This window comes from Paenibacillus sp. PvP094, assembly GCF_040546835.1.
Classification (GTDB): Bacteria; Bacillota; Bacilli; order Paenibacillales; family Paenibacillaceae; genus Paenibacillus; species Paenibacillus illinoisensis.
Genome location: NZ_JBEPOM010000001.1, coordinates 3,353,043 through 3,366,457, shown reverse-complemented (window position 1 = coordinate 3,366,457; position 13,415 = coordinate 3,353,043). Strand labels below are relative to the sequence as shown.

Genomic DNA, 13,415 nt, shown 5'->3' with positions numbered 1-13,415 from the left:
CTCATCCCCTAACTTCTGCCAGTATCTGCTCTGCTCCCCGTTCAATCAATCTCCACGCTACTTCTTCTCCAAGACGTACCGGATCTGTTCCGGTCAGAGCTTCTTTAAGAATCAGTCCGCCATCCGGCGTACCAACCATACCCGTTAATTGTAACGTGTTTTGCCCATTCGGGGAATCTGTATCTTGCTGACGATTCCAGACGGCATGAGCACCGATAGGCACCTGACATCCCCCATTCAATACACTGAGGAATTTACGTTCTGCCATAACAGGAGAAGCGGTCTCCGGATCGTTATACAGCTTCAACAGATGAAGCAGCTCCGCGTCATCCTCACGGCATTCAATTCCCAGTGCACCCTGGCCAACGGCAGGAAGGCAAGCCTCTTCGGACAGATACTCGGTAATCCGATCCTGCCAGCCCATTCGATACAATCCTGCAGCAGCTAAAATAATAGCATCGAGACCCTCCGTCTCCAGCTTGCGAAGACGTGAGTCAATGTTACCACGCAGGGATTCGAGCTGCAGATCCGGGCGGTATGCCTTTAACTGACTGGAACGACGGAGACTGCTTGTCCCCACTCTCGCCCCTTCCGGCAATTGATCCAGAGATAAACCCCCATTGGAAATCAATGCATCACGCGGGTCAGCACGGCGCGGAACAGCGCCGTTGATTAATCCTTCCGGCAGTTCGGACGGCATATCCTTCATGCTGTGCACAGCCATATCAATGGTTCGATCCAACATGGCCTGTTCGATCTCTTTGACAAACAGCCCTTTGCCACCGACTTTGGACAGCGTTACATCGAGAATCAAGTCTCCCTTCGTAACGATCTTATGTACTTCAAAGTCAAATGCTAAACCTTCCCGCTCACAAATGCTGCGTAAATCCTGAATTACATGGCCTGTCTGTGTCAAAGCCAGTGCGCTTTGTCTGCTTCCCACTTTAATTGTACGCATGTCTACAGCTCCTCCTGATTACGGGATATCCAGTTCCCGATTTCTTCTTCTGTCCACCACCGAAATTGCCCTGCACGGATATCCTCCAGCACATTCATTTCAGTCAATCGCCGCAGTAAAACGCTTCGCACACGCGGAGACGACACACGTGACTTCACTTGAATCCTCATCTGATGCAGAAATTCAATATACGTCTCGTATTCTTCTCCAAATTGCTGCTCCAGTGTAGACCGAATCTCTGCAGCAGCTGCCGGTCCTGCTCCAGCCGTTGAGATGGCAATGCTCAATCTTCCACGCCTGACCACACTGGGGGTGATGAACGCACTGTTCTCGGAAGACATCGCATCATTCACCAGTATGCCCGCATCGTTAGCTTCCTGTACTACCTGTGCGTTGACTTCAACGTGATCCGTTGCTGCATATACGAGAAAGGCCCCCCGCAAATCACCTTTGCGGTAGGACCGGGCTATCCACTCAATTCGGGAATCCTGATGCAGTTGTTTCAGCTCCGATGTGATTTCCGGACTAAACACCTTAATATGCGCTTCGGCGTGAAGCAAACCTTTGATCTTACGTTCGGCAACACGTCCGCCCCCCACAACGCAGCAGGTTTTGCCTGAAGTATTTACATATAACGGCGTATAGCGATCCATAGTCTTCACTCTCCTGTCCAACGATGAAACGCTGAATACGCATTGGATAAAAAGCTCATAATGACAAAACCGTATCCAATCAATGTCCATCTTGCCATGATGATGTTGGAAAACTGCTTTCTCTGCTTAGAAACAAAATAACCGATATAGATCGCGATAGCGAGACCTGTTGCAATGACTTTCAGATCCAAAAGCAGATACCACCTGGTCTCAGCGACAATGGATAATACGGCCAGCACCACGGAGACGCCAAGTAACGGTGTTCCGATCAATGTTGCGCCATCCATGTATTTGCCAATGACTTCAAGACTCGGCATCCGCCGCATCGTATCATTCCATTTTTTGTTTTTCAATTTACGGTGCAGGAACAGATACAACATGGCGAAGACCGCAGCTACCGTGAGGGCTGCAAAGCCCAGATTTGCTAGCGTAATGTGCATGATCAGCAGCCCGTGAACGGTCTGCCAGTTATGCAGCGAGATCTCCCCAGCTGTAAACCACAATCGATTCAGTACGGTAACTGAGAAGCCCACGATATTCAATAGCAGGATGACAAATTCCGAACGCTGGACACGTATCATCCCCAGGGACATCAATACGATACTAAACGAAAAGATAAACAGAAAATCGAACGTTGTATAGATCGGAAAATGGCCCTCTGTCCACATTCGCAAAATCACATGAACGACCTGAAGCAGCCAGACAACAACAAGAAACCCTGTGCCCGTTCGCTTCGCCCCCGCATTCCGTCGAATGCAGTCCGAGAAATAGAACAGAAGGCTCAGGGCATACATATAGATCAGAGCTTCATAGATTTGTTCAGAAAGGGTCAAGCTGTTCACCCGCCCTTATACACTTGCCGGAGCATAAGCCGGCATTGCGTCTTGCCGGTTGTCTTTAAGATGAACGGCGGCCGGTTTACCCAAGGCCGAGGCATCGCTTTGGTTTACTTTTTCTGCGGCCGTCTCCACTGCATCCTCCAAGGCAAAAATTTGGGTGAACATGCGTAGTGCTTCATCTCCATGCTTGCCGCCAGCCATTTCCTTAATCCGGTTGATCGGATCTGTCGTCATTTGATTCACGATGCTTTTGGTTAAACGACGGATCACCTTACGCTGATGTTCGTCCAGCTCAGGCAGTTTATTAAAGAGACTCTCCATCGTATCTTCATGAATGGAAGCTCCTTTCTCCTGCAATGCCCGAATCACCGGGCGAACGCCTAATGTTTTGAGCCAGTGATAGTAGTCTTCCATCTCCAGTTCAATCATTTTTTCGATTTTGGCCGCTTCCACCTTGCGCATCTCCAGATTGCTCTCCACGATCCCTTCCAGATCATCAATATCATAAAGGAATACGTTGGATAACTCTCCGATGGCCGGATCAATATCCCGAGGAACCGCAATATCGATCAGGAATAATGGACGTGATTGACGGCGCTTCATGCTCTCACGAACAACGGAAGCATCCAGAACATATCGCTCTGCACCTGTCGAACTGATGACAATATCAACCTCATTCAGTCTCTCCAAAGCGTGCTCCATCGTACAAGGGGTTCCCCTGAACTTGGCAGCCAGCTCCTGAGCCCTTGCAAGAGTTCTGTTCGCTACAATGACCTCTGAGGCTCCATTGGCGTACAGATGCTTGACTGTCAACTCACTCATTTTGCCCGCTCCAAGAATAAGGACCTTCTTGTCCGTAAACATGCCAAAAATACGTTTCCCCAGTTCAACAGCTGCGTAACTGACCGAGACTGCACTTTCTCCAATGGAAGTCTCCGAATGTGCTCTCTTGCCCAGAGTTACCGCCTGTTTGAACAACATATTAAACCAGGTGCCTGTCGATTTCTCTTCCTGAGCAGTGAAAAAGGCCTGCTTCACCTGTCCAAGAATCTGAGTTTCACCAATCACCATGGAATCCAGCCCGCAAATGACACGGAACAAATGGCGAATGGCTTGATCATCTTCATATATATATAAGTGTTGCGTAAATTCTTCCCGCGGAACATTAAACCATTGTTCCATAAACGTACGAATAAAATAACCACACATGTGAAGACGGTCTACCACAACATACAACTCGGTACGGTTACATGTGGCTACGATTACACCTTCCAATACACTCTTGGTCAGCTTGAGCTGCTGCAGCGCTTCAGACAAGTCTTTTTCTGCAAATGTGAATCGTTCCCTAACCTCTACAGGCGCCGTGCGATAATTCAAACCAACTACAACGATGTGCATTGCAAGTTCACCTGCCTAATAAATTTCCAATCAAAGTGTTTTCTACATATCTCCATCCATTTATGCTTGACATGGTTAATTATATCACACATCATGACCGCGACTGGGCCATTTTTATGAAATGTTTATGAAATCCCCATGTAGATTATCCTATGCATTGTCATTTATTGTAGTGTCTCACCAATCTTCTCCGTTATTCGTTTAAATCCATTTCTTCGAATATTAAAACAAATAGTCATGGAATAATTCCATGACTATCTATAATTCGGGATCATTACTTCCTTCCCAATATGTGAACATTACTCATGTTTATCTACATCAATTAGACCAGTTCGATGGGTTGCATTGTCGGTGTTACGACCTGCAGTTCACCCAATCCACGCACCAATTTCTTAGCGTACGTTTTCTCCGGTTTCAAAACGGATACCAGGTAGTCAATGGCCAGCTGTGGGTCTACCGTTTCACCACAAGTGTAGCAGTCAATTGCCGCAAACCCTCTCTCAGGATACGTATGAATGGAGAGATGGCTCTCTGACAATAGCACAAGCACTGTCGCTCCTTGTGGCTCAAACTGCTTGGATTGCACGGACATTACTGTCGCACCACATGCCTCTGCAGCTTCAACCAGTTGGGCTTGCAGATACTCTGCACTGTTCAGTAGATCAAAGTCTACACCCCAAACATCAACAGCAACGTGTCTTCCGAAAGTTGAATATTCCATCCTTCGGTTCCCCCTTCCTAGGAATAAAATGTTTGAAAATTTCATCCGCTAGGACCTACGTCATTCACTTCCCGAGGGAAAAACCTCTCGCAACATATAATGTCCTGAGTGAATCCTGGTTCCTATATTCTTTTCAACGAGAATAAAAATAACATCTATTTTAAAGGAATGCAACCCTTTTTTTACAGTTAAACAAATAAATTATTGCCAGCCTAAATGAACGCATTCTTCACAAAAAATCCCCTTCGGAACCTGAACCGGCAAGTGCCTGTGATCAGAATCAATAAGGGGATGGATCAAGCATTTAAAGTCGTATAACGGGCGTCTTAAGGTTCGTTAAGCCTCAAGTTCAAAGAGCCGTTTTTGGTGTCGAGCAAGTCTAGCATCAATCTGATGAAGTTCTTCAGGAACGGATGTATGAATCCTAGTATCCAGAAGTGTGTCCACCTCTGCATATAATCGGTTAATTTCACGCTCAACATCCCGAGCCTGGAACTGACGTTGTAATTCAAGCAATGTGTTTTTGTATTCATAAATCAGTCGGGTATTTTCCCCATTTTGTTCTACAATTTTACGAACAGAGCCTTGAGCATAAACATACGTCATGGTGAATTCTTCATAAATCCGATGAACAACGCCGTCACCCTTGAAGGTCATAAAGAGTTTTCGGACAACGTTGGTCAGATGATGGTTTACCAGACGGCAAGACAACTCACAGATGTAAAACCCTTTCTGACGGTCAAAAGGAAAATGAACTTCCTCTCCACTGACATCTGCAAGCACAATTTCCTGACAACCATTATCAAGCACCTTAACCCGGTGATGAATCCGGCCATCGTCCGATATGCGCAAAAACTGATGCATCTGGGGTTCTGACAATTTAAAAGTGGCATTAACATACTCTGTGGCTAACCGCTGAGCCATACAAATCTCCTCAATTCTTCCCCGATTGTTTTGCCTTCCTGCTTATGGGCAGTCATCTCAAAATTCTTCAGGCCGGCAAAGCCGGTATTTTTGTTCCTGTGGCATGAACGCACCTACATTCATTATACACCACCGCCAAACCAATATGCTCCAGAACAAAACAGTGAATTCTCATAAAATCCCATGAAAATATGGATATAATCGATCATTCATTCTTTATTCAGCCAGCTTACTCACTTTTCCGCATTAACATGGCACAATCTCTATATCATCCGTTAATTTCGGTGTTTTCTTCCTCTTCTAGATTACCTTCTGCATCCATTACATCTGGTGCATATTTATCTATGCGGGCATGGCGGGTGATGATGTCCCACAACTCTTCTTTACCCAATCCTTCTTCTGACGAAAACGGGACAAACAAGTCTCCTGGACGTAGATCGAGCGCCTGCTTGATGACTTTAATATGTTTGGCTCTGCGTGTCTTTGGAATCTTGTCCATTTTGGTTGCTACGACTACCAAAGGCAATCCGTGATGGCGAAGCCATTCATTCATCATCTTGTCATCCTTGGACGGTTCATGTCTCATGTCCACCATTTGCATGACAAGCTTCAATTCCTTGCGGCCGAGCAGGTACTTCTCCATCATTTTACCCCAGGCAAAGCGCTGCTCCTTGGAAACTTTGGCGTAACCATAACCCGGAAAATCGACAAAGTATAGATCCTGGTTGATTTTATAATAGTTCAGCTGCTGCGTTTTACCCGGTGTCGAACTTGTTCGTGCCAAATTTTTGCGGTTAATCAAACGATTAATCAGAGATGATTTGCCCACGTTTGAACGTCCCGCCAAAGCAATCTCCGGCAGGCCATCATCGGGATATTGTTCAGGCCTAACGGCACTGATAATAAATTCGGATTGGTTTACTTTCATCATATATCTGTCCTCTCTGGATCTCTTGTTCTTGCATTAGAAGCTAATAAACGTATTATGCCTTGGATCATTGTTCTATCATACCAAAAAAACCGTTCCAGCGGACGCCGAAGCTTCCGCAGAACGGTTCATTCTTCATACGCTCCCTTGGTTAACCAGATCTACAGGTGAATTCCTGTCTGCTCCACGAGTGCATGCTGCAGCACCTGATCCATATGGGCTACTGGGACAAATTCCACATCTTCCTTGATGCTGTCCGGAATGTCTCGCAGGTCCCGTTCGTTATCCTTGGGCAATAATATTTTTTTGTAACCGGCGCGATGTGCTGCCAGTGATTTTTCCTTCAAACCGCCGATAGGCAGCACGCGACCACGCAGCGTAATCTCACCCGTCATCGCAATGTCTTTCGACACATGTTTGTTCGTCAATGCAGAAATCAAAGCCGTAGCCATCGTAATTCCTGCAGAAGGTCCATCCTTAGGAATGGCTCCCTCAGGTACATGGATGTGGATATCATTCTTCTCATGGAAGTCAGCCGGAATGCCTAACTGGGCCGCTTTGGACCGGGTATAACTGAATGCTGCCTGAGCAGATTCCTTCATGACATCACCCAGTTTACCAGTCAATGTCAGTTTTCCTGTTCCAGGCACAACCGTGACTTCAATAACAAGCGTATCTCCACCTACTTCGGTCCATGCAAGCCCGGTTACGGTACCAATCTGGTCTTCCAGTTCGGCCATGCCGTAACGGAACTTGCCAGGTCCAAGATAGTCCTTGATTTCATCCGGTGTGATATTGATCTGACCTTCCGCACCAGATACGATATTTTTAGCCGCTTTCCGGCATAGTGAAGCCATCTGCTGTTCCAGATTCCGTACGCCAGACTCGCGGGTATATTCACGAATGACACGGAGCAGGCTGTCATCGCCAATCTCCAGCTGTTCCTCTTCCAGACCATGATCACGCTTCTGCTTCGGCAGCAGATAGTTTTTGGCAATCTGCAGTTTCTCGATCTCCGTATACCCAGGAATATTGAGCATCTCCATCCGATCAAGCAGCGGACGTGGAATGTTGTGCACCGTATTGGCGGTCGTAACGAACATGACGTTGGATAAGTCAAAAGGCAGTTCCACAAAGTGATCGCTAAACGTACTATTCTGTTCAGGATCAAGTACCTCAAGCAGCGCTGCAGATGGATCCCCGCGGAAGTCTGATGCCATTTTGTCGATCTCGTCCAGCAGGAAAACGGGATTAAGTGAGCCTGCTGTTTTCATTCCCTGAATGATACGCCCAGGCATGGCACCTACATACGTACGACGATGTCCACGAATCTCCGCTTCGTCCCGCACGCCACCGAGTGAGATTCTTACAAACTCCCGGCCCAGCGATCTTGCGATCGAACGGGCAAGCGACGTTTTCCCTACCCCCGGCGGACCAACCAGACAGAGAATTGGCCCTTTAAGCTTTTTGACAAGCTTCTGAACTGCCAAATATTCAAGCACACGCTCTTTTGGTTTTTCCAGACCGTAATGATCGGCATTCAGCACATCTTCAGCTTTTTGAATATCCAGATCATCCTCTGTCATCTCGCTCCAAGGTAGAGCCAGCAGCCAATCCACATAGTTGCGAATGACCCCGCCCTCAGCGGAGCTGGCAGGCATTTTCTCCAGTCGGTCAATCTCTTTCTCGACCTTCTCCTTGACATTGTCCGGCAGGCCCAGCGTCTCCATCTGGTTACGGAGTTCCTCGACCTCACCCGCACGGCCTTCTTTTTCACCCAGTTCTTTTTGAATCGCCTTCATTTGCTCGCGCAAATAATATTCCTTCTGGGTTTTCTCCATCTGCTTCTTCACGCGCTGGCTGATTTTGCGTTCAAGCTCCAGCACTTCCCGCTCATTATTGAGAATGTCGAGAAGCTTCTCCAGACGTTCGCGAACATCAATGGTCTCCAGAATCTCCTGTTTATCCTTGATTTTCAGGGAGAGGTGACTCGTGATCACATCAGCCAGTCGGCCCGGTTCTTCAATATCGGACACAGCGGCAAGTGTCTCGGGTGTTACCTTTTTGGACAGATTAATATAATTTTCGAACTGGTTCAGAACCGTACGCATCAGGGCATCCGTCTCTGGATGGCTGTTCTCTTCTTCAGGCAGTTCCTGTGCCAGCACTTCGTAATATTCCTCGTTGTCCGTATATTCAATGATTTCAGCCCGTTCCAAGCCCTCCACCAGAACACGAATCGTTCCGTTTGGAAGCTTCAGCATTTGTCTTACCTTGGCTACGGTTCCGATTCTGAAAATATCTTCTTGTGTTGGTTCTTCAATGTTTACCTCGGCTTGGGAACATAGGAGAATCAAATGTTCTTCTACCATCGCTTTTTCTAAAGCCTTGACCGATTTCTCCCGGCCCACATCGAGATGCAGTACCATACTCGGGTAGACGAGAAGTCCTCTTAAAGGCAGTAAAGGAAAACGACGACCTTTCGCTTTGCTCGGTCCCATCGCTTTCGCACCTCCAATGGCTCTCAGGTTGTAGTCATTCATTATTCTATCAAATGTTCACATAAAAAACCAATTGAAGGGAAGCGCTTAGCAGCTTCCCGAATCAGTAACCTGTCCCGGACGGGTCAGGTCAGCACGTAAAAATGAAGCAGATGCTGGAGGGAAAATCTCTGCAGAGGGTGCTGCTGGCTCATCTGCGTGCTTCGATTGCTCCGCCTGCTGAGAATCAGGCACCCAGGCAAATACCTCACGAAAAACATCCTGAACCGTATCTACCGGAATGACGCGTAATCCATCCAGATTCTCAAAAATGGACTGCCAGTTTTCGGCGGGAATAATAACGGTCTTGGCTCCCGCCTGAAAAGCAGCCTCTACTTTGGCGAGCACGCCGCCAATCGGCTTCACCCGGCCATGAATGCTGATCTCCCCAGTCATCGCTGTCTCATGATCAACAGGACGTCCCTGAATAGCAGAGACAATTGCCGTGGCCATCGCAATTCCGGCTGATGGACCGTCAATTGGTGTTCCTCCCGGGAAGTTGATATGCAAGTCATAGTCATTCGGACGAAGTCCCATGGCTTTTAACACGGTTATCACATTCTCAACCGAACCTTTGGCCATGCTTTTTCTCCGGAGTGTACGCGAACCGCCTCCAATCTCTTCCTCATCCACCACGCCCGTAATATTGATTCGGCCCTGATCTTTGAGCACAGGCACGGCAGACACTTCGATCTCAAGTATGGTGCCCATATTTGGACCATATACGGCTAAGCCATTAACAAAACCAACCTGTGGCTGCTGAGGCACCTTGCGATCCGGACGCGGCTGGATTTGACTGCTGCCAGCCACCCACTCGACATCCGAGGCCTGAAGGGTCTCCCTTTTTTCAGTGAGTGCCAGTCCGGCAGCGAGCTGAATAATATTCACTGCCTCGCGTCCGTTCGTGGCATATCGCTTGACCACTTCAACGGCATCCGGGCAAGGACTGAAGCCGATTTTTTGCACCGCGTCCTCAGCAATTTTCCCGATTTCTTCCGGCAATAATGGTCTGAAGTATACTTCCATGCAGCGCGAACGAAGCGCTGGAGGCAGTTCATGAGGCGAACGTGTCGTCGCTCCGACAAGACGGAAATCAGCCGGCAGGCCATTTTGAAAAATATCGTGGATATAAGCAGGAGTATGCGTGTCTTCCGAGTTATAGTACGCACTTTCCAAAAAGACCTTGCGGTCTTCCAGCACTTTGAGTAATTTATTCATTTGAATGGAATGCAATTCACCGATCTCATCGATAAACAACATGCCCCCATGGGCTTTGGTCACGGCTCCCGGTTTCGGTTGAGGAATGCCCGCAACCCCCATGGCACCTGCTCCCTGATATATCGGATCATGTACTGAACCGATTAAGGGATCGGCAATCCCGCGTTCGTCAAAACGAGCGGTTGTCGCATCCAGCTCTGTAAACTTGGCATCTGGCTTAAACGGTGATGATGGATTTTTTTTGGCTTCCTCCAAGACCACCCTGGCCGCTGCTGTCTTCCCAACTCCGGGAGGCCCATAAATGATTACATGCTGCGGATTCGCACTGCACAAGGCAGCCTTGAGAGCACGCAAGCCGTCTTTTTGCCCCACGATATCATTGATACTAGCTGGACGCGTCTTCTCTGCGAGTGGTTTCGTAAGTGAAATGGAACGCAGCTTACGCAGTTTCTCCAGCTCTTTGCGAGACTCACGCTCGACGGCACTGCGATTGGTTTTCTGGCCCCGAAGCAGATTCCAGAAATACAAACCAATCACCACACCAAAAAATAACTGTATCAACATGAAGACCATGCCTAAATCACCCATATCTCAACATCCTCCTGTTCTTCTGACTGTTCCCTACGGAATCATACTAATACATGGTAGTATAGCCGTTTCACCAACAGGTAAACGGTCCTGGCAGAATTTATGGATGTTAAGACAACAAGAGCCCGCCATTGCTGACGGGCTCTTGGTTAAGCATATATGAAACGATCAGTGCGAACGTCCTGGAATTACTCCTGTTGTTTCATAGGTTTCGACGATTTTATCGATTTCCTTTTTCAATTCCTCTACCATGATTTCCTCAGGCACTTTACGGATCATCTTGCCGTGACGGAACAAGAGACCTTCTCCGCGGGCACCGGCAATCCCGATATCCGCTTCTTTCGCCTCACCTGGACCATTCACCGCACATCCCAGTACAGACACTTTAATCGGCACCTTTAGTTTGGAGATATACTCTTCCACCTCGTTGGCAATAGAGAAGAGATCAATGTCCAGACGACCGCAGGTCGGGCAAGAAATCAACGTGGCGGCATTGGAAATGAGCCCAAAGGTTTTGAGCAGATCGCGTGCAACCTTGATTTCTTCTACCGGGTCTGCGCTGAGCGAGATCCGCATGGTTGAACCAATACCCATGGAGAGCAGTGCACCCATACCTGCCGAGCTCTTAATTGTACCCGAGAACAGCGTACCCGCTTCGGTGATTCCCAAGTGCAACGGATATTTAATGATCTGAGCTGCCTTGGAGTACGCTTCAATCGCCATCGGTACGTCCGATGCTTTCAGTGAAACGATAATATCATGGAAATCAAGTTCTTCCAGAATACCAATGTGATACAATGCACTTTCTACCATAGCATCAGCTGTTGGATATCCGTACTTCTCAAGCAAATGGTTTTCCAGTGAACCCGCGTTAACCCCGATCCGAATGGGAATACCACGTTCCTTACATGCTTTCACGACTTCTTCTACTTTAGCACGTTTACCGATGTTGCCTGGATTAATCCGGACTTTATCGATGCCGTTCTCTATCGCAAGAAGAGCCAGTTTATAGTTAAAGTGAATATCTGCTACAAGCGGAATGTGGATGCGTTTCTTGATTTCTTTAATGGCCGCAGCAGCTTCCTCATTATTTACGGTTACACGTACTATTTGGCATCCTGCTTCTTCCAATCGCAGAATTTCAGCAACGGTAGCCTCAACGTCTGCCGTTTTAGTAGTACACATACTTTGGATAATGACTTCATTACTGCCACCAATCGTTATATTCCCTACTTTTACGGGACGTGTATCTTGTCTTAAATACATGAGTGATTTCTCTCCCCACAACGTCAAAGCTCCACCCTGACAGAGACATGAATTCGCCTTCTGCCAAAGTGGAGAACTGACAAGTCTATATTTCAGAGCTGAGCAAGGAATGCTGCCTTCAGTTAGGCACTTTCTTCCTGCTTATCGTCCTTCGATTGGCCAAGTTCAGGCACAACTCTTTTCTCAACGACTTCTTCGGTAATCACACAGTTCGTAACATCTTCACGTGAAGGTACTTCATACATGATTTCAAGCATGATGCCCTCAATGATGGCGCGCAATCCCCGCGCACCTGTGTTACGTTTGATTGCTTCTTTTGCAATCGCGAGCAATGCACCTGGTTCAAACACCAGATTCACATTGTCCAGCTCAAGCAATTTTTGATACTGCTTGGTCAGGGCGTTTTTTGGTTCGGAAAGAATCCGTACCAGTGTATCTTCATCCAGTGGCTCCAACGTGGAGATGACTGGGAGACGGCCTACAAATTCCGGAATCAGACCGAATTTCAGCAAGTCTTCCGGCAGGACCATACCCAGGTACTCACCCGGTTTGAGATCTTTTTGCTCCGCAACGGTATTGAAGCCAATGACTTTTTTACCGATCCGGCGTTTGATCATTTGCTCCAGACCATCAAAGGCACCACCACAAATGAACAGGATATTTGTTGTATCAATTTGGATAAATTCCTGATGTGGATGCTTACGGCCACCTTGTGGTGGTACAGAAGCAACCGTTCCTTCCAGGATTTTCAGCAATGCTTGTTGTACCCCTTCACCCGATACGTCACGTGTAATGGACGGGTTCTCGGATTTCCGGGCTACTTTGTCAATTTCATCGATATAAATGATACCGCGCTCTGCTTTTTCCACATCATAGTCAGCAGCCTGAATCAGCTTGAGCAGAATGTTCTCTACATCTTCACCGACATAACCGGCTTCAGTCAATGAAGTAGCATCAGCAATAGCAAAAGGAACATTGAGGATTTTGGCCATCGTTTGTGCAAGCAACGTTTTACCGGAACCTGTAGGTCCAAGAAGCAAAATGTTACTCTTTTGCAGTTCAACGTCCTCAATCTTGCTTTGTGTATTAATCCGTTTGTAGTGATTGTAAACCGCTACAGACAAAGACTTCTTCGCTTGATCCTGCCCAATAACGTATTGATCCAGAATATCGCGGATTTCTTTTGGTTTCGGTATATCTTTGAGGTCCAGTTCTTCGTCATGACCGAGCTCTTCCTCAACGATTTCGGTGCAAAGTTCGATACATTCATCACAAATGTAAACGCCCGGTCCAGCGACCAGCTTGCGCACCTGTTCTTGAGATTTACCGCAAAAAGAGCATTTCAGTTGCCCTTTCTCATCGTTAAATTTAAACATGAAACC

The 13,415-nt window shown here is 47.4% G+C and carries 11 protein-coding genes; all 11 read right to left on the bottom strand.

The annotated features are described in order from the left end of the window. Window position 1: 1 nt before the first annotated feature. A complete protein-coding gene (gene hemC / locus ABIC22_RS15530) occupies window positions 2-958 on the bottom strand; it encodes a hydroxymethylbilane synthase (protein ID WP_095293300.1) in 957 nt (318 codons plus the stop codon). 2 nt (window positions 959-960) lie between these two features. Next, a complete protein-coding gene (locus tag ABIC22_RS15525) occupies window positions 961-1,611 on the bottom strand; it encodes a precorrin-2 dehydrogenase/sirohydrochlorin ferrochelatase family protein (RefSeq protein WP_354481960.1) in 651 nt (216 codons plus the stop codon). 5 nt (window positions 1,612-1,616) lie between these two features. Continuing rightward, window positions 1,617-2,444: a cytochrome c biogenesis protein CcsA gene (gene ccsA / locus ABIC22_RS15520; RefSeq protein ID WP_371860025.1), complete on the bottom strand. Its 828-nt coding sequence runs from the start codon at window positions 2,442-2,444 to the stop codon at window positions 1,617-1,619. A gap of 15 nt (window positions 2,445-2,459) precedes the next feature. Then, window positions 2,460-3,848 carry a glutamyl-tRNA reductase gene (hemA, locus tag ABIC22_RS15515; RefSeq protein WP_127541061.1) on the bottom strand — a complete coding sequence of 463 codons (1,389 nt, stop codon included), beginning with the start codon at window positions 3,846-3,848 and terminating at the stop codon, window positions 2,460-2,462. A gap of 322 nt (window positions 3,849-4,170) precedes the next feature. Further along, window positions 4,171-4,569, bottom strand: coding sequence for an adenosylmethionine decarboxylase (gene speD, locus ABIC22_RS15510; protein WP_095293297.1), 399 nt, complete (start codon window positions 4,567-4,569; stop codon window positions 4,171-4,173). Window positions 4,570-4,905: 336 nt separating this feature from the next. After that, a complete protein-coding gene (locus ABIC22_RS15505; RefSeq protein ID WP_127541059.1) occupies window positions 4,906-5,493 on the bottom strand; it encodes a non-ribosomal peptide synthetase module in 588 nt (195 codons plus the stop codon). A gap of 268 nt (window positions 5,494-5,761) precedes the next feature. After that, window positions 5,762-6,421: a ribosome biogenesis GTP-binding protein YihA/YsxC gene (gene yihA, locus ABIC22_RS15500; protein ID WP_354485989.1), complete on the bottom strand. Its 660-nt coding sequence runs from the start codon at window positions 6,419-6,421 to the stop codon at window positions 5,762-5,764. Between the two features lie 161 nt (window positions 6,422-6,582). Further along, the gene (gene lon / locus ABIC22_RS15495; RefSeq protein ID WP_127541057.1) at window positions 6,583-8,922 is read right to left on the bottom strand and encodes an endopeptidase La; all 2,340 of its coding nucleotides are present in this window, start codon (window positions 8,920-8,922) and stop codon (window positions 6,583-6,585) included. A gap of 87 nt (window positions 8,923-9,009) precedes the next feature. After that, entirely contained in the window at window positions 9,010-10,767 is a 1,758-nt protein-coding gene (gene lonB, locus ABIC22_RS15490) for an ATP-dependent protease LonB (protein ID WP_354481956.1), read from the bottom strand. 168 nt (window positions 10,768-10,935) lie between these two features. Beyond that, window positions 10,936-12,033, bottom strand: coding sequence for a flavodoxin-dependent (E)-4-hydroxy-3-methylbut-2-enyl-diphosphate synthase (gene ispG, locus ABIC22_RS15485; protein ID WP_095293293.1), 1,098 nt, complete (start codon window positions 12,031-12,033; stop codon window positions 10,936-10,938). A gap of 122 nt (window positions 12,034-12,155) precedes the next feature. Further along, window positions 12,156-13,409, bottom strand: coding sequence for an ATP-dependent protease ATP-binding subunit ClpX (gene clpX, locus ABIC22_RS15480; RefSeq protein WP_095293292.1), 1,254 nt, complete (start codon window positions 13,407-13,409; stop codon window positions 12,156-12,158). Between the last annotated feature and the right edge of the window lie 6 nt (window positions 13,410-13,415).

What these genes read in the sequence shown, in the direction of transcription:
- hemC (WP_095293300.1), bottom strand. Translation starts at nt 958, where the DNA reads ATGCGTACAATTAAAGTGGGAAGCAGACAAAGCGCACTGGCTTTGACA.
- ABIC22_RS15525 (WP_354481960.1), bottom strand. Translation starts at nt 1,611, where the DNA reads ATGGATCGCTATACGCCGTTATATGTAAATACTTCAGGCAAAACCTGC.
- hemA (WP_127541061.1), bottom strand. Translation starts at nt 3,848, where the DNA reads ATGCACATCGTTGTAGTTGGTTTGAATTATCGCACGGCGCCTGTAGAG.
- speD (WP_095293297.1), bottom strand. Translation starts at nt 4,569, where the DNA reads ATGGAATATTCAACTTTCGGAAGACACGTTGCTGTTGATGTTTGGGGT.
- ABIC22_RS15505 (WP_127541059.1), bottom strand. Translation starts at nt 5,493, where the DNA reads ATGGCTCAGCGGTTAGCCACAGAGTATGTTAATGCCACTTTTAAATTG.
- yihA (WP_354485989.1), bottom strand. Translation starts at nt 6,421, where the DNA reads ATGAAAGTAAACCAATCCGAATTTATTATCAGTGCCGTTAGGCCTGAA.
- lon (WP_127541057.1), bottom strand. Translation starts at nt 8,922, where the DNA reads ATGGGACCGAGCAAAGCGAAAGGTCGTCGTTTTCCTTTACTGCCTTTA.
- lonB (WP_354481956.1), bottom strand. Translation starts at nt 10,767, where the DNA reads ATGGGTGATTTAGGCATGGTCTTCATGTTGATACAGTTATTTTTTGGT.
- ispG (WP_095293293.1), bottom strand. Translation starts at nt 12,033, where the DNA reads ATGTATTTAAGACAAGATACACGTCCCGTAAAAGTAGGGAATATAACG.
- clpX (WP_095293292.1), bottom strand. Translation starts at nt 13,409, where the DNA reads ATGTTTAAATTTAACGATGAGAAAGGGCAACTGAAATGCTCTTTTTGC.